The sequence below is a fragment of the Chloracidobacterium sp. genome, assembly GCA_016716305.1.
In the GTDB taxonomy this organism is placed as follows: Bacteria; Acidobacteriota; Blastocatellia; order Pyrinomonadales; family Pyrinomonadaceae; genus OLB17.
The window spans coordinates 331328-351103 of the sequence record JADJWP010000001.1; the positions used below are offsets into that span (position 1 = coordinate 331328).

Sequence of the window (19776 nt, forward strand, 5' to 3'; positions counted from 1 at the left end):
CGAAGGTCGACACGGATTCAACAAGACGAATTCGGTCAGGCGATCTGTAATGAGCCGGGCAGCTCGATCGTGAACCGGCTCCCCTTCCCTGCCTCACTTGCGACGCGCACGGTGCCGCCGTGAGCTTCGGCTATCTCCTTCACAAGGCTCAGCCCGAGTCCATTGCCGTGGATCTGCGCATCGACCACTTCCTTGGATCTGTAAAACGGTTCGAAGATCATCCGTTGGTCGCCCTGGGCGATGCCGATTCCCTTATCTTCCACCGCGATCTCAAATCCCCCGGAGGTCCTGGATGTCGAAACGCGAAGCCATCGGGTTCCGTTGCTGTACTTGATCGAGTTCTGGATCAGATTTTGGACCGCACCGGTCAGAGCATCTGCATCGGCTGAGACCGGCGGCAGATCGGGGTCAATATCGGTCTCGATCTTAAAAGCATTTTCTTCGAGCTGCGGCATCGACTCGCGGATAGCCTTTTGCGCGACGGTCGCGAGATCGGTCTCGGCGAAGTTATACTTCTTGCGTCCCGACTGTGCCCCGGCAAATTCCAGGATCTGCTCGACCATCGACGTAAGCTTCTTGCCCTCACCCTTGATCAACTCGCCATACCGTGCAACCTGTTCGCGGTCGCTCGCTACACCATCGACCAGATTTTCGCCCGCCGAGTAGATCACGGCCAGCGGTGTCCGAAACTCATGCGAGACCGATGAAACGAAATCGACCTGTCGTTGAGCATAGGCTTTTGATCGCTGGGCGGAATAGATGATCGCGCCTGCAGCAAGTGCCATCAGCGTGAGTATTCCAAAGCCAATTCCAAGGTTTCTGATCTTTACGTTCGTTACGAACGCGTCGATCGAGCCGTCACGGTGCTGAGCGGTCAAGGTCCACGATGCGGGCTGACCATCTGCGAGAGTCGAAAAGATCTGAGATCTCGGTTGGCCTCCGCGTTTCATTTCCACCGTGACCATACCCGAGGTGGAATTGCTATTGGTCTGCAAGCTGCTGAACGTTTGGGTCTCGATGCGTTGATTGACGATCACGTCGCTCCTTTGGCGTTGAGCAACGCCCGCAGGCAACGCATCACGATTCGAAAAGAAAATGAAGCTGTCCGTCGATAGGTCAAAAAGCGGAGCCGACGCATCCTTGCCCGATACTGGGCCGCCTTTAGAAAAAACGCTATTGCCCTCGCGGTCAAATATGGCTAGATCGAACTCGTCGTCGGGAAAGTGCTTTTGCACGAGTGTGCGTACCAGTTCGTCCTTTATTACGTTTTCATCGAGAAAGACCGCCAGATAACCAAAACGCCCCGGTAAATTTATCACAGGAGGCTCGGTTGCCTGACTGCTTCGGACCACTATTCTCTCGATATTGCGGGTCGATTCGTGGGCCGGAACAAGCAACAGAAACCGGCTTGTATCGACCGCTTTTCGATTCTTCTCCTTCAGCGACTGTTGCTTTAGTTCACGAAGGTCCGGCGTCCATTCGGCCGTTTTGAATTCCCTGGTCGATCGATCGAACTTCATCGGGAGAGCATCTGAGCCGGTTTCAAAAAAGACGAAGTCCTTTATCAATTCCGGATAGCCGGTCCTTCCGCGCCAATAATCATATCTCTCGTTGAACTGAACCGAGCTTCCGGAACGCCATGTATCGGCATCGAGCTGGAAATTTACGTAAGCAGCCTGGATCTCGCGATTGAAGTCCTCGGCGAATCGTTCCGCCGCATCCTGAACGCGCTTTTCCATTTTTGTGCGTTCGTTCTCGCTGATCTGCGATTGCCAACGATATTGAAGTGCCCCGAGCAGTACGAGTGCACTACCTAGCAAGAGGAGCGATATCAATGTTGGCCACGATCTCTTCATCGGTTCCCATTTTCTATTGTAGAATTGCCCTTGTCTATCGTTTTTCGGCAGATTTTACATTCTTTACAATTTCTTTGCGTTGTCTTAACCATTTGGACGATACAAACTGGAATAATCCACAATGCCGGGAGAGTGATTTTGCCATATTAAGCATACTTCCTCCTGAAGTCAGTGACACGGATCGCGACCCCGGCAATAGAAAATTTTGGCGGAGGCAAATTATGAAGAGATTTATTGTTTCGGTACTTTTTGTTGCGGTTTTCTTTATCGGCCTGGGCGAATTGGCCGACAGCGTTCGTGCTGGTCTCAAGTCAGACCAGAAGGCCCTGGATATCATAGCCAAGGCTCGCCAGGCTCTGGGCGGTGATGCGGCATTGGCCGAGGTTCGCAGTATGGTCATCGTCGGACGAACGTCCACAACGATCAAGATAGACGGCGCCGACAGGACCGAACAAGGCGAGACCGAGATAGCTATGCAATTTCCCGATAAGCTGATGAAAAAGATCAAGATCGGGAACGCAGACGGTGTGGCTGCGGGCGAAAAGCATGTCATCAAGAGCCACGACGTGATAGTGATGCGAAAGGGTGAGGGCGAAGCGGCGAAACTCGAGGGCAAGGATGCTGAATTCACGACGACCGACGGTAAGACGTTCGTTATCAAGAAAGGCTCGAACGGCGAATTTACGACCGACGACGGCAAGAAGGTCATAGTCAGAACCGCACCGCCATCAGGCGACTTCGTTTGGAAAGGCAAGGGCGATGGCGGAGAAAATGTCGAAAAGGTTGTTGTCCGTACCGGCAGCCCGGCCGAACTTCACGGCGGCGTCAGGCAGAACGAACTGCTTAGAATGGCTCTAATGCTCCTCGTAAAGGCTCCGGACGGCATGGACGTAAGCTATACGTTCGACGGCGAGGGCACAGTTGACGGAACAAACGTAAACATCATTGCCGCTTCGTTCGCCGGCTCGACCTATCGTCTTCACCTCGACAAGAGCACCAATCTGCCGGTCGCATTTGGATACAAAGGCCTTGCCATGCCGCAGATCGTGAAATTTACACGCGACGCACCAAATGGCGGTGAATCGAAAGAAGATGTTGTTTTCACGAAACGAATCGACGTAAACGCCGAAACGACCGATGCTTTGGTGAAGTTTGCCGACTTCAGGAGCACGGGCGGCGTTTTGCTTCCCTATCGATGGACAACGACCGCGGGTGGACAAACGACCGAGATCTTTGATGTGACATCCTTCGAAGTAAACCCGGCAAATATTGCGGATCGCTTCTCAGATCAGAAGATCATGATCAGAACGTCGAAACCGGCTGAGACCAACTAGTCTCACCGACAAATACCAACAGAAAATCGGACGGAGCCTAAATTTCGGCTCTGTCCTTTTTTTGAATTACGAGCTCGAACAATGGATCACTTTGATCGGGCCGCAACAGCGGCCGAGACAGTCCGGCCCGCATCGATCGCCGGCTTGATGTGGCGGTGGTTGGTAAAATGCCCGGCAACGTAGATGCCGGGGACGTTCGTCTCGAAGGTCCCCGGATCGTAAACCGGAACCTCGCCGTGCTTACCTTGCTCGGTTTCGACGCCGAGCGATTTCAGCATCGTCAGATCAGCGTCCGAACCGATCAGCACGAACACGACATCGTTCGGGATCACGACCCGCTCACCCGCTTCGTTCTCAAGCTCGACCTCTCCCTCAAGGATCTCGATCACCTTGCCGAGAAAGAAAAGCTTCAAACAATGTTCCTTCAACTCTTTTTCGAGCGGCTGCTTGACCCAATATTTTATGCAGCCTTGCTTCGGATCATTGTTCTCCCAATCCGACCGAAAGATCGCCAGCGTCGTCTCGGCACCTTCCTGAGCCAGAAACAACGCCGCCTCGCCCGCCGAATTCCCGCCGCCGACGATCATCGCATGCTTCCGCACCCAAGGATACGTCTCGCGAAACACATCATGCACCTTAGGCAACTCCTCGCCCGGCACACCCAGCTTTCGCGGATGGTCCATCGCCCCGATGGCAAACAGCACGTTCTTACCGTCGTAAAAGCCTTTATCCGTCACGACCCGATAGGCAATGTCCTCACGGCGAGGCGAGTTTGCAAACTCGATCTTACCGACGAAACTGACCTTCTCTTCCGTCCGCACATTCAGCTCATTATCAAGCACGAACCGCACGTAGTATGAAAGAAGCTCCTCACGCGTAGGCTTTTCACGAGCAGGCTTCAGATCTCCGTCGTTAAACTCAAGCTCATTCGTCGTGGAAAAAACCGTCAGCCCGACCGGATAGTTGTAGATCGTATTCCCGATCAACCCTTTCTCGATCACGACATACTCCAGCCCCGCACGCTTCGCCTCATACGCCGCCGAAATACCTGCCGGTCCCGCTCCGATGATGACAAGGTCAAGGACCTTTTCAGTGGATAGTGGATAGTGGATAGTGGACAATTATTGAAGCCCTCTCTTAACTGTCTTTATAGACGCGGTCAGCATTTTGATGATCTCACTACAGTCATCACGCAACGATTCGGCTTGGGCATTTTTATTGAATTGTTCGTCTCTCAGCAGCCGGAGCCAATAGTCGGTTTCAACGGCTACCTTCAAAGCAATCGACAATTTACTGATGAAGTCTGCTTTCGACTGAGCCTGATTCGCCTCGGCAACATTCGCTCCAACCGAAGTACCACATCGTAGGATCTGCTTAGAGAGCACGTACTCCCTGTGTTCTTAAATCAAATGACGATAAAGCTTTATAATGCGCCTAGCGAAGGCATAGGTTTTCGAAGCGAGCGGGTTTTCCGAAGGATTGTCCATTGTCCACTATCCGTTATCCACTTCCCGGACCTCGTCCATCACCCGCAGGACCTGAGTGAAAAGTTCGATCTGTTCCTTCGTCCGCTCAAGCTCGCGTTTCGATTCGAGATACTTCTGCCATTCGCCGGTCATCGTTAGGGCCTTTGTCACGTCCTCATCGAGAGCATGCGCCGCAACGACAAGAAGGTCGCTCAAGGCCTCGTTCGCATCAAGCAGCGATTGAATTATCGTGTACGCGAGTTTCGCGTTCGGCAAGTCGATGTCGAGTTCGTCCATATTGATACGGGCAACGTTCATTTCAGATAACGAACGGCAATTTCGCAACAGTGCCACCTGCGTCACCGCATTTTAGCTCAGTTCCTTCAGCAAGGTGTTCGTGTCGTACGAACGCCAATGCAATTTGCCGATCGAGCTTCGGCGAGTAGGTATTCGAAGTTATACGGCCGGCGGGCCTGCCGTCGGGGGCGGTCAATTCCATCGACTGAGCCGCGGGCTCCTCGCCTTTGTCGGCCGCTGGGTCGAAGCCCTCGTTGAGGATCAAACCCGTCAACTGCTTTGCCACGTGGCCTCGAAAGTGGATGCGGGCGATTATCTCCTGGCCGATGTAACAGCCCTTTGTGTATGAGATAAGACCGTCGAGCCCAAGTTCCGGGACGATGGTCGTCTCGTCCATATCGACGCCATATTTTGGTATGCCCGATTCGATCCGCAGGTTCTCGTAAAGTTCGTCGGTGATCTCAACGGCGTTGTTTGCAGACAGTGAATCGATAAGGTCATCGGCAGCATCCGTGGGTATAAAATACCCGGTCGCTGAATGACCCGAGAATGCAATACCGGCCGGAGGCGGCGGAACAGGGAGATCGCCCCATATCTCGATGTATCGATACTGCTCCGAAAGTTCCTCAACAAAAAAATCGCCCGCGTATGTGAAACGGAAAAGATTCTGAAAGATCTTCTCCCGCGTGGCTTCTTCGGTCTCGATCAGGAATCGGTCGCCTTGCCGCAGCACTCGCACAACCGCCAGCAGACGCCCTTGAGCGTTCGGGAACGCGGCAAGCATCTGCTTTCCGTCCTCGAGGGTTTTCATGTCGTTCGTTATCAGGCCATCGAGGAATTGCACCGCTTCTTTGCCCCAAACGGCAGAAAGGCCGCGTTGCTGCTCGTGGAATCCGACGCCGCCGTTGCGAAGATGCTGGTATGCTGAGATATCCATTCGATTCAATTGTAAAGAATCGCGGTCTGCTAATCCAGATGGCCGTCGATCGCGTTCTTCAGAGTTTGAAAGTGTCCGAGTTGGATGCCTAAACCACGCTGAGCGGCGATCACTTGCGGGCTTGGGTGATAAAGAGGCACGAGCCGCCGGTGACCCCATGTCGTAATGCTCCCGGCATGCTGCCTCAGAGAGAGCCCGTGGGCCTCGATCGCTTTGATCGCATCGAGCGCTGTGCCGCCGAGTGTCGCGACCACGGGCGGGTCGATCAATTCGATGGTTTGCCTAAGGAACGATGAACAGTTTCGGACCTCGGTCCGGGTCGGCTTGCGGTTTGCGTCGGTCGCGGTTCGCGGGCTGCACATCACAGCATTGGTAATGAATATGTCTTCGCGGCTTAAAGCGATGGAATCAAGCAGCGTTTGAAAATTCTCACCTGACTTATCGCCATAAAACGGACGCCGAGTCCGATCGGCGCCCCGGCGGCCAGGAGCTTCAGCAATAAAAAGCACCTTCGGAGTCAAAGATCCGTTCAATTCGCTCATGACGGCGGTCTTGTCGGCAAGTTCGGGACATAGCCTGCACGCCTTCGCGTTGCGGCATAGCACATCAAACTGATTCTCCTTGGACAACTTCATATCCGAATTTGATAGAATATCCTTTTGGACATAACAATTGAAACCGGACATACAATGAGTCAAATAACAGAAGAAAAGATCCTCGAAGCGTTAAAGCAGATCATCGACCCCGATCTGCGGAAAGACATCGTCACGCTCGGGTTCGTTCGCGACGTCGCCATCAACGGCGATGAGGTAGCATTTCGTATCGTTTTGACCACGCCGGCCTGCCCTGTCAAAGAACAGATGGAATCAGAGGCGATCGGTATCGTGGGCGGCCTCGACGGCGTAGGCTCGGTCAAAGTGACGATGGATGCCGAAGTCCCGCAAGGACGTGGGATCGCCAACAACGTCGCCATACCGGGCGTGAAGAACATTATCGCCGTTTCGTCGGGCAAAGGCGGCGTAGGCAAATCGACGGTCGCGGTGAATCTCGCGGTGGCTTTGGCGGCGCAGGGTGCAAAGGTCGGCATAATGGATGCTGACGTCTACGGGCCCAATATCCCGATGATGCTCGGCACCGGGTACGATCAGCCTGAGGTAATGAACGGACAGCTTCAGCCGATCGAGGCTCATGGGATAAAGATGATCTCGATGGCCGTGCTCGTTCCTCGAGATAAGCCGATGATCCTTCGCGGGCCGATGCTTCATGGCGTCGTTCGACAGTTTTTGACAGATGTTAACTGGGGCGAGCTCGATTACCTGATCGTCGATATGCCGCCCGGCACCGGCGACGTTCAGCTTTCGCTGGCGCAGCTCGTACCGGTGCAGGGTGCGGTCTTGGTGACCACACCGCAAGAGGTCTCGCTTTCTGACGTGCGGCGGGCAATAAAGATGTTCGAACAGGTCGCCGTGCCGGTTCTCGGGGTGATCGAGAATATGTCGTATTTCATAGCTCCGGATACCGGAACCAAATACGAGATCTTCGGCAGCGGCGGCGGACAGCGTATTTGCGAGGAATACAGCTTGAATTTTCTCGGCCAGGTCCCGATCGGGCTCGAGGTTCGCGAGAGCGGCGACAAGGGTGTCCCGGTGGTTATCTCAACCCCTGATTCACTGCAGGCCGACGCGTTTCGCACAGTTGCCGAAGAGGTCGCCCGCCAGGTCTCGATAGAGGCGATGAAGCCGGAGTTAACGATCTTGTCGCGGGCTAACTAGCTGACCATGTTCGGATCTTCGAAAAGATCGGAGAAACGCGATGCCGAGACCGCGGCCGTCGTAGCGAAAGTTGCAGAAAGCCTTGGTGACACGAAGTTCCGACGACGGTTCTTTTTGCTTTTCGCATCGCTCAATGCTGCGGTGTGGATGATTTCCACGATTTTCGCCAGCCAGCTTTATAATCTCTTCACAGAGGTGTTCAGCCTTTCAGACACTCCCGGCATCGCTGCCATTTCCTTACCTCTGGGGTTTGGTTTTTACGCAGCCTACGCGTTTCTGCGAATGAGATTTCCCGATGTCGAGGACAATAAACAGCTCGGATCAAGCCCAATGGCGAGTTATGGATATAACACAGACTCCGCAAAACGCTGGCGGGTCTGGGTTGCCGCATCCGCGTTCGCTTTCCTGAACACACTCTTGCTGGTCTCAATGGTCGCGTGGCTAGGTGATTCTTAAAGCCAATGATCGGATAACCGGTTCAATTTGGGCCGCGCCGACGCGTTTTGACCCGATCTTCGCCACTTACCAACCTTTTATTTTTGAACCGTCGATCTTGAGCCGCTTTTTCGGTTGAAAACGCGTAGTGGGGTGATGTATTATTCGCGGGTCCTGCCAATTTTCACATCCGCGAATATTTTCCAAACAGACCGAGGTAAATAACATGAACGCACGTTTGATTTCTTACGCATTGCTGATCGTCCTTGTGTCGTCAAATTTGGCATTTGCAGACTATAAGATCTCGCAACGCACAACGGTCGAGGACTTTTCGTCCGAGATAACGGTATATGCAAAAGGTGTTCGCCAGCGGCGTGAATCGAAGACCATATTTGGCGAAGCAGCCGCGGGCATAAGCCAGGAGATGATCGAGAGTTTCATGCCCAGTCTGACGACGATCTCGCAGTGTGATATTAAACAGGACGTCACGCTCAACGACAAGACAAAGATGTTCTTCATTGACTACTACGACTGGTCTGCAGTACCCCCAGAAAAGCTGAGTCGGCGGCCGGCTCAAAAGGTCGTGATCAAAGGCACCGTAACAATCGGCTCGACCGTGACCGACAGCGGAAAACGGCAGACGATGTTCGGTTTGCCCGCTCGCTGGCTGAAGGTCGTCAGAACGATCGAATCATCTGCCGATTCGTGTGACGGTGCAGCAAGCGTTCGGATGGAAGAAGAAGGCTGGTATGTCGATCTGCAGCTTCGGAGCGAGTCGTGCCGCGTTGCCGTTCCGCCGGCCCCGGACCGCGGCGGCTGCCGCCCGCGTGTAATTATCAAGTCGGCGCAGGACGGAGGCTTTTTTCTTGAGGGAACGACCACCGGTTACGAGAACGGTAAAAAGACGATGACGATCAAACTTGTGACGACCGCCCTGTCAAAAGCGACGCTCGACCAGGCCTTGTTCGAGGTCCCAAAGGACTACGCCGAAGCCGATTCTCTTTCGGAATTGATGCGGGCCCGACAAAACGTGGACATGACCGCGATCACTCAGATCGGCAATAGGCCGGCGGCGACAGCAACCGGACGATCAATGAAAACCGTCGCGATCGATTTCTTTTCCGGCAGCAGCTCAAAGCTCGAACAGAATGAGCTCCGCAGCCTGATCTCGTCAAAACTTTCGGCCGCCGGGATCTCGGGCTATATGATCACGTCGCAGGCCGAACTTCAGACGGGCAATTTCGCGAACGTCATTTCCATCGATATCGGAAAGGCTAAAGAATCTGGTGCGTCGAAGATCGGCGGCCTTTTCGGAAAGGTCACCGGCAATACCGACGCCGCAAAGGCAGGAAGTTCGGAGGCAGAGATCACGATCACGGTCTACGCCCAGGATCGCAAGACCATCGTCGCTGCGATTCCGGCTGTGGAAAAGGTAAAGGGCAATGCAAATGATGCCGTCCGGGCAGCGATCGAAAAGGCGATGCCCGGTGTGATCGCAAAGCTTAAATAACGGCGTCCCTCTTCATCAAGGAGTCTTTACCATGCAACGAATCCGCTTTTTTGCCGCAGCCGTGATGTTGTGCTTGACCGCAGCCGCGGCTATCGTCGCACAGCCAAAGATGTTTCCGCTTAGCTCCCTCAAGGACGAAAAGCCCGGCGAAACGGACGCGTCCGACCCGCTCTCCGCATTCCCGGAAAAGGGGCTTCCCGAAGCTGCCGTGATCGGTGCAAATCCGTCATTCAAAGCCGGCGCCGAAGCTGCCCGTCGGATAATGAAATTTGAGGACGATGCTCTGCCGCTGCTGATCGCCGCGCTCCAGAAAGGCGGATTCTACATAATGGACGAACGGGACAAGGTCCTGTATTCACCCGCGTCCGGCCCGGGGCTCGACATCGGTTTCTTTGATTTCGAGGTCGCCGGTATGCTTCGCGGCCTCGGTTTCGGACTCGGCTCGTCGCTCGACAAACTGGCCCGTGGGTATTCGGGCGACGGTTCGCAGATGTCGCCTGCCGACGTTTCCCGGCTGATGCTCACCGATATTCGGGCAATGCGAAACTCCAAGGACCCGCACATACAGTTCAATGCCGGCATGCTCTTTGAAATGAGCCGGCTTGTACCGGAGAACGGCGATCTCGCCGCTGCCGCGCCCTCCGCGATAAAGCTGAACATGATCCAGGCATCCCTGATCGAGCGCCTTCTTCTGCTTGATCTGTTGACGAAGTTCGAAAATCTCGGCGGCGATTCAGCCCGCGTTTTCCGGAAGCCCTCCTTTGCAACCGGTGAGTTGAATTTCGTCAACGCCTCATGGAAGCGGCCCACCGTCGGACTTTGCGATGCGATCACCGATATTTCGTCTTTCAAAAAAACGGTCAAGACGGGAAAGAAAGTGGTCGATACGGTCAAGACGTTCGGCGAACTGACAAAGGACATCAACACGCTCGATAAGATCAAGAACAGCCAGGTGGTAAAAGGAGCCTCGGTCGTAAATGCCGCAATGGCATGGGCGAAGGTAGTAATGGCGTTCTTGAATCTTGTTGCCACCTTCGACCTCGAACAGCCAATGCCGTTGATCCGAACAAAGCAAAGCGGGAACAGAGTTGGCGAAACGCGCAATGTGAAGATCAAGGTCGTGATGAATTTCAATCACTCTGAGTTCATTAATTGCATCGGTGCTGCGGTTGGAAACCACACAGATATCAGTGTAAGCGTGCCCAAGGGAGGGCCGATGGCAGGCGTGACAGTCAGCTGGGAGGTTATGCTTTCCGGAAAAGGCTACGAGCGATTCACATCAGTTCCGACCTTTGTCGATGCTGCAAACCGCGGCGACATCAGTCGGCAGACGACGGATGCGAACGGTGAGAATACCATCAAGCTAACTGGCAAACCGCAGCCGACCGACCTTTCAAATCAGCCGGTCGTTCCGCTTCCCAAACGCGTCAGCTTGAATGCGAAGATCGCCCTCGAAAAAATGGACGCGAGCAAGGACATTCCCAAGATCGTAAAGCTCGGGCTTGGTACCGCGATCGATCCGCTCGCGGTGCTTGAGGTAGTTGCGGATCTGGTAACAAAGATACCGATCAAAGCTTACAACGTGAAAGTTCCCGTCCGCGATTGGCAACCCTGCACGGCCGATTGGGGCGGCGAGATCACCTACAAAAGAGAATTGCGATCGACGATCGTTGTAAAAGGGACGCGGACCAGCAACGGAAACTCCACCGGCGACGGTTTCAGACAGATCTACGAAAACGACAACGCTATTATCGCGCTCAATCCTCGTACAAAAGAAGAGATCGAAGCGAAGGCGGATCGAAAACCGGCGAGCTTCTATGTTCATGGAAAACGCAGCGATGTGTTTACCGGTAAACGCGAAGCCGATCCGTGCTGCGGCCCGGTGGAGGGCAAATATGATGTCTCGTTCCGCTCCGGCAAGGAGACGACCTATTCTGAGGTCTTTTCTCATCCCTCGGACGTCAACTACCGCGCCGGCCAGCGTGACTTCAGCCTCGCTCTCGGGCTTTCTACGCCAATGTTCAAGGCGATGCAGAGGGAATTTCTTGAAATAGACGAGACAAACTGCCCGATCGACAGAGAATCGGCGTTTGAGGACTACAAGGAAGGCGTACTTGCGTTAAGTGACAGACTAGAGGACGGCCGGTACGGCGAGCGTTATTTTGACGAAACGGGTGAGATCCTTGTCGGGTCAAAAACCGTGACCGGGCCCGACAAATCGACTATTACCTGGAGTTGGCAGTTGGCCCGCTGCGGCAAATGACCGGCACCTGATAAACACAGAAGGGCACAGCAATGAACTTGTGTGCCCTTTCCTTATAGCTAGAAACCGGTTTGAGGAATTTGAAATCAGATCGAGCGCTTCATCGCTTCAAGGCTTCGTCGCATTTCGCTAAAAGTGCCTCGACCTCGTCAGTCACCTTCGCATCCTCAGCGACCGTTATCCCGGCATCGCGATATTTCTTGTATACATCGAAGGCTTTTTGCAGAAATTGACGGGCCTTTTGCAAGGCAGCAGTCCTCTCCCGAGGGTTCTTTTCGGCGAGGCCGATAGCGAGATATGCCCGTCCGATCTCATCATCAAATCCTGCGGCCTGAAACGGAGCGATCTGATTGTTCGGGTCTTTTGCAACGACCTTGGCAAATTCGGCCTGCGACTTCTGCAAAACCTCAATACCCTCCTTCCACCTTCCCGAGCGTGTCAGAATGCGGCCTTTGTATCCCGAGGTAAGGGCGATCATCATTGCGGCATCGTTGTTCCCCGAATCGTTCGCCCCGAGCTTTTTCGCACGTTCGATCGCGATCTCCACGCTCGCCATTGCTTCATCGTATGCTTCGAGGTCGGTGGCTGCGATCACGATACTTGAATTCGAGACGACCGATGTTCGCATAAGATCAGCGTTGTCAGGGTTCGCCGACAAGGCTTCCTCGATCAAAGCTTTTGAACGACGGAATTCTTCAAGTGCAAGCTGCTTGTTGCCAAAGCCCGAATAGACCTCGCCCAAATTATCATGCGAAAGAACAACGGCGTTGATGATCCGGAGATTTGCGGGATCCTTTTTTAAAAGCTCCTCAAAGATCGTCTTTCCCTTCTTTATCATCTCAGCGGCTTCTTCAGGCTTGTTTACGGTCGCTGCTCCGCGCCCGACATTTATGTAGGCTGCGCCAAGCTCATATACAAGATCGATGTCGCTGCCTCGTTCCGGTTCGATCTCGATCAACAGGTCCAAACTTCGCTTATGATTTTCGTAATAGCCCTGAATGTTGGCTTCGAGAAAATCGATATCGCCCATCCTGGCGTAGGCAAATGCCAGCTTCGTCTTGAACTTCGGATCGGTTTCACCACCGTCTACTATCGCCTTAAGTATCGACAGCGATTTCTCGTAACTCTTACGGGCCTCGGCGCTCTGACCCAGGTTTGCCTGGCCATAACCGCCTTGAATATTTCCGATCCGGTGATATCCATCGGCAAGTTCCGTAAGCAGATAAGGATCGTTGCTGCCCTCGGCTGCAAGACGGTCCAGATACTCAAGAGCCTTGATGGCGAGCAATTCCCTTGCTTTTGTCGAACCCGGGATCGCGTCGATCGAATCGTAGAGTTCGTAGAGCACGCTTCTTGCGAGTCCACGCGTCTCGTTGAACCGTTGTTCGGCCTTTTGACGCTCGCGTTGAGCGACCGTATATTGCCAGCCGGTCACGCCCGTCGCGGTCAACAGAAGCAACGCTATTGCCGAGCCCCCGATCACACCTGCTTTGTGGCGCTTGAAGAATTTTTGAAACCGGTAGCCGCGCGAGTCGGCCGTGGCCGAAACGGGAAGGCCTTCCTGAAACCGTCGGATGTCCTCGGAAAATTCCTGAACCGATTGATAACGTCTCTCCGGTTCACGTCGAAGCGACTTCAGAATAATATTATCGATATCGCCCTGTAGGAGTTTTCTATCAACGGTGTTCTCGGGCTCAGGTTCGATCGCCGCATTTCCGTTGGTGTCACGATCTTCGGCCCGGTCGGTTTGCCGCGATCGGCCAGATGTGGCCCCGGTTCCGACCGTGGACGGTCGCGGCGGATCTTTTGAAAGGACGCTTTCAACAAGTTCTTGCGGGGCTTTACCGCGTGTATCGTACGGCCTTTGTCCGGTAAGCAGTTCGTATAGGATCACGCCAAGGCTGTAAACATCCGTCGATGTCGACGTCGGCTCGCCGGCTATTTGCTCGGGCGACGCGTATTCCGGTGTCATTACACGAAATTGGGTAAGGGTCGCTTCTTGGGTATCGGCACTCCAGTCCGGAGCGAGGAGCTTCGCGATTCCAAAATCGAGGAGTTTGGGTTCGCCGGAGTTGGTGACAAGGATATTGCTAGGTTTGAGGTCGCGATGAACTACCAATTTCTGATGAGCGTTTGAGACCGCACCGCAGACCTTGCGAAAGAGGTCAAGGCGTTCGTTCAGGCCGAAACGATTGTCGTTGCAATAGCGCCTGATCTCGGCCCCCTCGACATATTCCATCACGAAGTATGGAACGCCATCCGAGGTCGAGCCACCGTCAAGCATGCGGGCGATGTTCGAATGCTCGAGATTCGCAAGTATCTGCCGTTCCATCAAAAATCGCTTGAGGACGGCACTGGTGTCCATTCCGCGTTTGATCAGCTTCAACGCGACGCGTTGTTTGAATCCCTCGCCGGAATTCTCCGCAAGGTAAACGGCCCCCATCCCTCCGGTCCCGATCTCTTTGATGATCTTGTATTCGTCGATCCGATCGGGAATTCCGAGCGTTTCGTCAACTGATCCGCGGTCCACGAGGATCGGCTCAGCGATGAAACCCTCCGCAGCCGAATCGGCCTTCAAAAGCCTCTCGACGTGCGGACGAATGTCGGGTGCGATCGAGGATACAAATCCTTTGCGCTCGTCCTCCGGGAGGTCGAGGGCCTGAGCGAACGCGTCTTTGATAGATTTCCACAGCGTCGGATCCATATGTAACCGGCTCACTACGCGTAAACCCTCGATCAACAGGCTCACTAGCCGTTGATCCGGTCGAAAAGCCATGCCCGGGCTGCCGCCCATTCGCGTTTGACGGTGGCCGGAGAGATCTTCATGACATCGGCGGTCTCCTCGATTGTAAGGCCGCCGAAATATCGAAGTTCAACGAGGCGTGCCTGATCAGGATCGAACGCGGCCAATTCCCTGAGTGCATCATCAAGTTCGAGCAGCTGCCGGTCGACCGCAACCGGGATGCTCGGCGCGTCATCAAGAGCGAGTTTCTCGGCGTCGCGTTTGCTGGCCTGTCTTGAACGGGCAGCATCGATCAAGATCCGCCGCATGGCCTGAGCTGCGATCGCAAAGAATTGGCCGCGGTTTTCCCAATCGACCGAACGCTGGTTTGTGAGCTTGAAATACGCTTCGTGAACTAACTCGGTCGTCTGGATCGAAGCCGCGTACTCGCGGTTCAAGAAACTGCCCGCAAGACGCCGAAGTTCGTTGTAAACAAGCGGCAAAAGACGGTCAAGTGTTTCACGATCACTTCCTTTTCCATCTTTCCCAAGCTCGTTCAGTAAGATTGTAACTTCAGTCGCCATGCGATTTGCTGGATAAGAGTTTATCACAACGATTGGCAAGGGGTTGCAGTAATTAGTTGCCTATTCCACAGCACCTTCGAGTCGCTCATGTCTGAAGAAAGCAAAATTTGCTTAGTAAATTGAGCCGACCCGGACCATAACTTCGCGTAGCGGTTCGCCAAGACCCTGTTTTAGGAGAATCGCTATGATCAATACGAGAATTTTCGCATCCTTTACGGCCATCATTTCGCTCGTTGCTTTTTGGACGAATACGTCGTTCGCCCAGAACGCATCAGACGGTTTCAAAGGCGATGTAAATGGCGTCGTGGGCCGTGTTGCCATCGACACATCCGGCTCAGTATACATTGCCGGCCAGCTATTTACGTCAGTTAACGGAGTTTCAAAGAGTCATCTTGCACGCCTCAATCGCGACGGCACCCTTGATACGACGTATAACCCAAACCCCAACAGCACACTTCAGGGAATAGCGGTCAGCGGTTCTAAGCTGGTGGTCGTTGGCGGTTTCTCATCGATCGGCGGTGGAGCATCGGGCGGTATTGCGCGTTTGAATTACGACGGAACGAACGACGGAGCATTTACCGCGTCGATCAGCGGTGCAGGAGCACTTGCTGTCGATACAAGTGCCCGCGTGGTCGTCGGCGGGCATTTCACGACCGTAGGCGGGTTGCCGCGAAACAGGCTCGTTCGATTCAACGCTAACGGATCGGTCGATCCGACATTTGCGCCGGACGTCGACAGCGCTGTGTTCGGCATCGCGATCCAACCGGACGGCAAGGTGCTGATCGCCGGTCAATTCAACAACGTCAACGGCCAGCCGCGTTGGCGTTTCGCCCGGCTCAACGTCGATGGCAGCCTCGATAACACGTTCAATGTTAACGCTGCCTATCCCGGTTCGAACGGTACGACGTATTCGATACATGTTCAGGCCGACGGCAAAATAATCGTATGCGGAGGTTTCAGTAGGTTTGGCGATCCGAACATAACGCGCAGCAATATCGTCCGCTTGAATCCGAACGGAACCGTCGACAACTCATTTTCACCGAATTTCGGTTCAGCGACCTACGACGCTCGAATACAGCCTGATGGCAAGATCCTGGTCGTTGGTCTCTTCACCACTGTTAATGGTGCGAATGCTCAGCGGATCGTAAGGTTGAATATGAACGGGACGGTCGACACCGGTTTTGTCGGGTCGGCCGGCGATACGATCCTTGACGTTGATCTTCAGCCGGATGGCAAAATGGTCATTGTCGGGAGTTTCACATCGGTCAATGGCTTTCCTTCGATCAACCGCATCGCAAACCTCTATCCGGACGGACGGTTGAATACAGACACGAACACGACGGTTCTTGGTTCGCCGCCGGCGACAATGTTGTCGCTCGGCAACGGAATGACACTGCTCGGCGGCGGCTTCACAAGCGTTGGCGGAGCCGCCCGACAAGGAATGGCGCGGGTCGGCTGGACCGGAGCCAACGACTCGGCTTTTGCAAACCCGCAGTTGACCGGATGGGTTTATTCGCTCGCCGTTCAGCAGGATGGAAACTATCTCGCGGGCGGCGATTTCACGTCGGCCGGCGGAACACCTCAGGCAAAGCTCGCACGCATAACACCTTCGGGCTCTATCGACGGTTCATTTGCCCCGACATTCGACACCAGCGGCTGGGTCAACGCGATCGCAGTTCAGGGTGACGGCAAGATCGTGATCGGCGGTGGTTTCACGACGGTCAATGGTGTCAGCAAAGGTCGTATTGCCCGCTTGAATGCAACCGGAAGCCTCGATTCGTCGTTCACCGCCACCGCTGACTTCTATGTCGATGTCATCGCGATACAAAGCGACGGCAAGATAGTCATCGGCGGTGCGTTTGAGAACGTGAACGGATCGCCTCGGGCCGGCATTGCCCGCTTGAATGCGAACGGCACGCTGGATACATCATTCAATCCGGTTCTTAACGGCATCGTCCGCGAACTCCTCGATATCAAGATCGACAAGAACGGTAAGATCCTGATAGCCGGAGCTTTCACCGGGGTCAACGGAAATGCGCGGACGAACATTGCCCGGCTGAACGCCGACGGATCGTTTGATGCTTCGTTCATCAATCCGAACCTCGACGGCGCGGTCCACAATATCGCGGAAACGGTCCTGGGGACGATCTATATCTCGGGAAACTTTGAAAATGTGGGTGGTGCCCCTCATGCAAAGATCGCTTTATTAAATACGGACGGGAGTGTAAATCCGCAGTTCGCGAATACGACAGCCAACGATAAGATCCTTGCAATGACCCTTCGCCGAGACGGCAAGATCATGGTCGGTGGTTATTTTACGGCCATCAATGGGCAGGGCCGCGGTCAATTCGCAGCTATAAGTTATCCGCAGCCTGTTATTTACGATCTTCAGGTGACGAACGATCGCATCCGTTGGTATCGATGGTGGTACGCACCCGAAGTCACACGAGTCGTTTTTGAACGCTCGACCGATGGAGTAAACTACGTTCCGCTGGGCAGCGGGTCAAGAACGGCAGGCAACTGGGATCTGAACATCCCGAACGCCAATGCCACAGGATTTATCAGAGCTCGCGGTTACCATGGCGATCATTCTGACCGTGGTTCGTTCACGGAACAAGTTCAGTATGTGGCTAAGGCTTCTCCGAAAGCGGTTCCCTTCGACTTTGACGGAGACGGGAAGACGGATGTCGGGATCTTTCGTCCGGGGCCGGCAGAGTGGTGGTATCGGAGAAGCTCTGACGGACAGGTCCCGGCACTTCAGTTCGGCACGTCGACGGATGCGATCGCACCGGTCGATTACACCGGCGACGGAAAGTCGGATGTGGCGTTCTTCCGGCCGACCACGGGTGAGTGGTTCATTCTGAGATCTGAGGACGGCTCGTTCTATTCGTTCCCGTTCGGCGGAGCGGGCGACACACCCGTCCCGGCCGACTACGACGGCGACGGCAAGGGCGATGTGGCGGTCTTCCGTTCGACCAACAACACATGGTACATCCAGCGTTCGTCCGACCTCGGGGTCTCGATCATCACCTTCGGAGCCTCGGGCGACCTGCCGGTGACGGCCGACTACGACGGCGACGGCAAATCGGACATCGGCATCTTTCGTCCGGGCCCGGGCGAATGGTGGTACCTGCGGTCGTCTGACGGCGGCAACCGTGCTTTCCAGTTCGGGACATCGACCGACAGGACGGTGGTCGGCGACTACACCGGCGACGGCAAGGCAGACGCCGCGTTCTTCAGGCCGACGACCGGTGAATGGTTCATCCTGAGATCGGAGGACGGCTCGTTCTACTCGTTCCCGTTCGGCGGGGCGGGCGACACACCGGTTCCCGGCGACTACGACGGCGACGGCAAGACGGACGCCGCGGTCTTCCGCCCGTCATCGGCGACATGGTTCATGCTCGGCTCGACCTCGGGCACGCAGATCATCCCGTTCGGTGCCGCCACTGACCGCCCGATCCCGAATGCGTTCGTGAGGTAAGCCGGAATCGGCAAGCATCAAGTAGCGGCCGCACCGATCGGGGCGGTCGCATCTTGTTGATGGATCGACCGAGCCGGTTTCTCGCAAATTCTCGCGTTGTGGTATGACTATGATTCTGCGAGATTCGGCGGATGTTAACGAACGATCCCATGGGCCGGGTCTTGGCACGAGACCCATGGCAAACGGTCACATTTTTGAAAATTCTTGAAATAAGTCTGGATAGGAGAAATACAGATGCGAAACCTGATCATAACCTCTATCTTTATTCTCGGTATGTTTGGTGTCTCAGGAAAGGCTCAAACCTGGAATTCGAATGCCGGCGGATACAATACCGGTTACGGAACCGTTTATGGCAGTTTCGGGCTCGCGATGGCGACTCAGAACATATACAACTCGATGCAGATGAACATTCAGCGTGCCACAATGCGGCAGGCAATGATCAACAAATGGGGCCGGGCGGCAGTCGAAAAGGCTGAACGCGAAGCGGCATCACGCTCGCGAACGACGGCTGCATCGCGTAACACCGCGGCAAACAGCGGCCCCGTCGTCGATAGTGTTCCGGCTCCAAAGAACCTTGGAAAGTTCAGGCCATCTGCTGCGGTCGATACCGGCAAGCTGATCGCCGACAGCCTCGGGACCTCGGCTGAGGAAAAGGCTCTGCTCAAACAGATCTTTGTCGGAACAAAGACCGCGTTCGAATCACAGGCCGCGGCTAAAGGCTGGAAGAATGATGTGGCCGGAGCACTCACGTTCTTTATCGTCGGTACGACGACCATATATCATGATTCTGAAGAACCGAGTGATGAGGCAATGGGAGTGTTGTATACGGCCATAAGCCGCTCAATAGACGAGATACCCGAATTCGCAAAGACCACCGACCGCGAGAAGCAGTCGGTCTATGACATTTTGATAGGTTTTACCGGCATACCGCTCGCACTTTATTCTCAAGGTAAACAATCCGGCGATGCCGGCACCGTCGCGACCGCGAGACAGCTCTCGGCAAAGCTGATCGAGATCGTCCTTAAGGGTGATGCTGAGAAGATCAGGTATTCGAACGGGACATTTGTATTTGGGCAGTGATCTTCGAGAACGGCTGACCCGAGAGAACGGACGTCGTGA

14 protein-coding genes and 1 pseudogene are annotated in these 19776 nt (G+C 54.6%); 7 read left to right on the forward strand and 8 right to left on the reverse strand.

Annotation, left to right across the window (positions count from 1 at the left end; translation table 11 throughout):
- Positions 1-35: 35 nt before the first annotated feature.
- The gene (locus IPM28_01395; GenBank protein MBK9171654.1) at positions 36-1856 is read right to left on the reverse strand and encodes a HAMP domain-containing histidine kinase; all 1821 of its coding nucleotides are present in this window, start codon (positions 1854-1856) and stop codon (positions 36-38) included.
- Between the two features lie 221 nt (positions 1857-2077).
- On the opposite strand from IPM28_01395, the gene IPM28_01400 reads away from it, so the two are divergent.
- The gene (locus IPM28_01400) at positions 2078-3190 is read left to right on the forward strand and encodes a hypothetical protein (protein MBK9171655.1); all 1113 of its coding nucleotides are present in this window, start codon (positions 2078-2080) and stop codon (positions 3188-3190) included.
- 86 nt (positions 3191-3276) lie between these two features.
- On the opposite strand, the gene IPM28_01405 is transcribed toward IPM28_01400, so the two are convergent.
- The 5 genes and pseudogenes from IPM28_01405 to IPM28_01425 form a co-directional block, all read right to left on the reverse strand.
- Positions 3277-4311, reverse strand: a complete 1035-nt coding sequence (locus tag IPM28_01405; protein MBK9171656.1) for an NAD(P)-binding domain-containing protein — start codon at positions 4309-4311, stop codon at positions 3277-3279.
- Positions 4312-4677, reverse strand: a pseudogene (locus IPM28_01410) (four helix bundle protein).
- A 6-nt stretch (positions 4678-4683) separates the two neighbouring features.
- Positions 4684-4974 (reverse strand): hypothetical protein, encoded by a 291-nt coding sequence (locus IPM28_01415; GenBank protein MBK9171657.1) that lies wholly within the window; start codon positions 4972-4974, stop codon positions 4684-4686.
- A gap of 1 nt (position 4975) precedes the next feature.
- Positions 4976-5890, reverse strand: coding sequence for a folate-binding protein YgfZ (locus IPM28_01420; GenBank protein MBK9171658.1), 915 nt, complete (start codon positions 5888-5890; stop codon positions 4976-4978).
- Between the two features lie 29 nt (positions 5891-5919).
- Positions 5920-6525, reverse strand: coding sequence for a uracil-DNA glycosylase (locus IPM28_01425; protein MBK9171659.1), 606 nt, complete (start codon positions 6523-6525; stop codon positions 5920-5922).
- A 54-nt stretch (positions 6526-6579) separates the two neighbouring features.
- Here IPM28_01425 and apbC point away from each other — a divergent pair, with 54 nt between their 5' ends.
- The 4 genes from apbC to IPM28_01445 all read left to right on the forward strand — a co-directional run bounded on the left by apbC (position 6580) and on the right by IPM28_01445 (position 11870).
- Entirely contained in the window at positions 6580-7662 is a 1083-nt protein-coding gene (apbC, locus tag IPM28_01430) for an iron-sulfur cluster carrier protein ApbC (protein MBK9171660.1), read from the forward strand.
- 6 nt (positions 7663-7668) lie between these two features.
- Positions 7669-8118 (forward strand): hypothetical protein, encoded by a 450-nt coding sequence (locus IPM28_01435; protein ID MBK9171661.1) that lies wholly within the window; start codon positions 7669-7671, stop codon positions 8116-8118.
- Between the two features lie 205 nt (positions 8119-8323).
- A complete protein-coding gene (locus tag IPM28_01440; protein ID MBK9171662.1) occupies positions 8324-9607 on the forward strand; it encodes a hypothetical protein in 1284 nt (427 codons plus the stop codon).
- 31 nt (positions 9608-9638) lie between these two features.
- The gene (locus IPM28_01445) at positions 9639-11870 is read left to right on the forward strand and encodes a hypothetical protein (protein ID MBK9171663.1); all 2232 of its coding nucleotides are present in this window, start codon (positions 9639-9641) and stop codon (positions 11868-11870) included.
- A gap of 100 nt (positions 11871-11970) precedes the next feature.
- Here IPM28_01445 and IPM28_01450 read toward each other — a convergent pair whose 3' ends face one another.
- Entirely contained in the window at positions 11971-14574 is a 2604-nt protein-coding gene (locus IPM28_01450; GenBank protein ID MBK9171664.1) for a serine/threonine protein kinase, read from the reverse strand.
- Positions 14575-14618: 44 nt separating this feature from the next.
- A complete protein-coding gene (locus IPM28_01455; GenBank protein ID MBK9171665.1) occupies positions 14619-15176 on the reverse strand; it encodes a sigma-70 family RNA polymerase sigma factor in 558 nt (185 codons plus the stop codon).
- Positions 15177-15360: 184 nt separating this feature from the next.
- Between IPM28_01455 and IPM28_01460 the strand changes: the two genes are divergently transcribed.
- Positions 15361-18657: a VCBS repeat-containing protein gene (locus IPM28_01460; GenBank protein MBK9171666.1), complete on the forward strand. Its 3297-nt coding sequence runs from the start codon at positions 15361-15363 to the stop codon at positions 18655-18657.
- A gap of 234 nt (positions 18658-18891) precedes the next feature.
- On the forward strand, positions 18892-19737 hold the full coding sequence (locus IPM28_01465; GenBank protein ID MBK9171667.1) for a hypothetical protein: 846 nt from the start codon (positions 18892-18894) through the stop codon (positions 19735-19737).
- Positions 19738-19776 lie beyond the last annotated feature (39 nt).

What these genes read in the sequence shown, in the direction of transcription:
- IPM28_01440 (MBK9171662.1), top strand. Translation starts at nt 8,324, where the DNA reads ATGAACGCACGTTTGATTTCTTACGCATTGCTGATCGTCCTTGTGTCG.
- IPM28_01445 (MBK9171663.1), top strand. Translation starts at nt 9,639, where the DNA reads ATGCAACGAATCCGCTTTTTTGCCGCAGCCGTGATGTTGTGCTTGACC.
- IPM28_01420 (MBK9171658.1), bottom strand. Translation starts at nt 5,890, where the DNA reads ATGGATATCTCAGCATACCAGCATCTTCGCAACGGCGGCGTCGGATTC.
- IPM28_01415 (MBK9171657.1), bottom strand. Translation starts at nt 4,974, where the DNA reads ATGAACGTTGCCCGTATCAATATGGACGAACTCGACATCGACTTGCCG.
- IPM28_01435 (MBK9171661.1), top strand. Translation starts at nt 7,669, where the DNA reads ATGTTCGGATCTTCGAAAAGATCGGAGAAACGCGATGCCGAGACCGCG.
- IPM28_01465 (MBK9171667.1), top strand. Translation starts at nt 18,892, where the DNA reads ATGCGAAACCTGATCATAACCTCTATCTTTATTCTCGGTATGTTTGGT.
- IPM28_01450 (MBK9171664.1), bottom strand. Translation starts at nt 14,574, where the DNA reads ATGGATCCGACGCTGTGGAAATCTATCAAAGACGCGTTCGCTCAGGCC.
- apbC (MBK9171660.1), top strand. Translation starts at nt 6,580, where the DNA reads ATGAGTCAAATAACAGAAGAAAAGATCCTCGAAGCGTTAAAGCAGATC.
- IPM28_01460 (MBK9171666.1), top strand. Translation starts at nt 15,361, where the DNA reads ATGATCAATACGAGAATTTTCGCATCCTTTACGGCCATCATTTCGCTC.
- IPM28_01395 (MBK9171654.1), bottom strand. Translation starts at nt 1,856, where the DNA reads ATGAAGAGATCGTGGCCAACATTGATATCGCTCCTCTTGCTAGGTAGT.
- IPM28_01455 (MBK9171665.1), bottom strand. Translation starts at nt 15,176, where the DNA reads ATGGCGACTGAAGTTACAATCTTACTGAACGAGCTTGGGAAAGATGGA.
- IPM28_01400 (MBK9171655.1), top strand. Translation starts at nt 2,078, where the DNA reads ATGAAGAGATTTATTGTTTCGGTACTTTTTGTTGCGGTTTTCTTTATC.
- IPM28_01425 (MBK9171659.1), bottom strand. Translation starts at nt 6,525, where the DNA reads ATGAAGTTGTCCAAGGAGAATCAGTTTGATGTGCTATGCCGCAACGCG.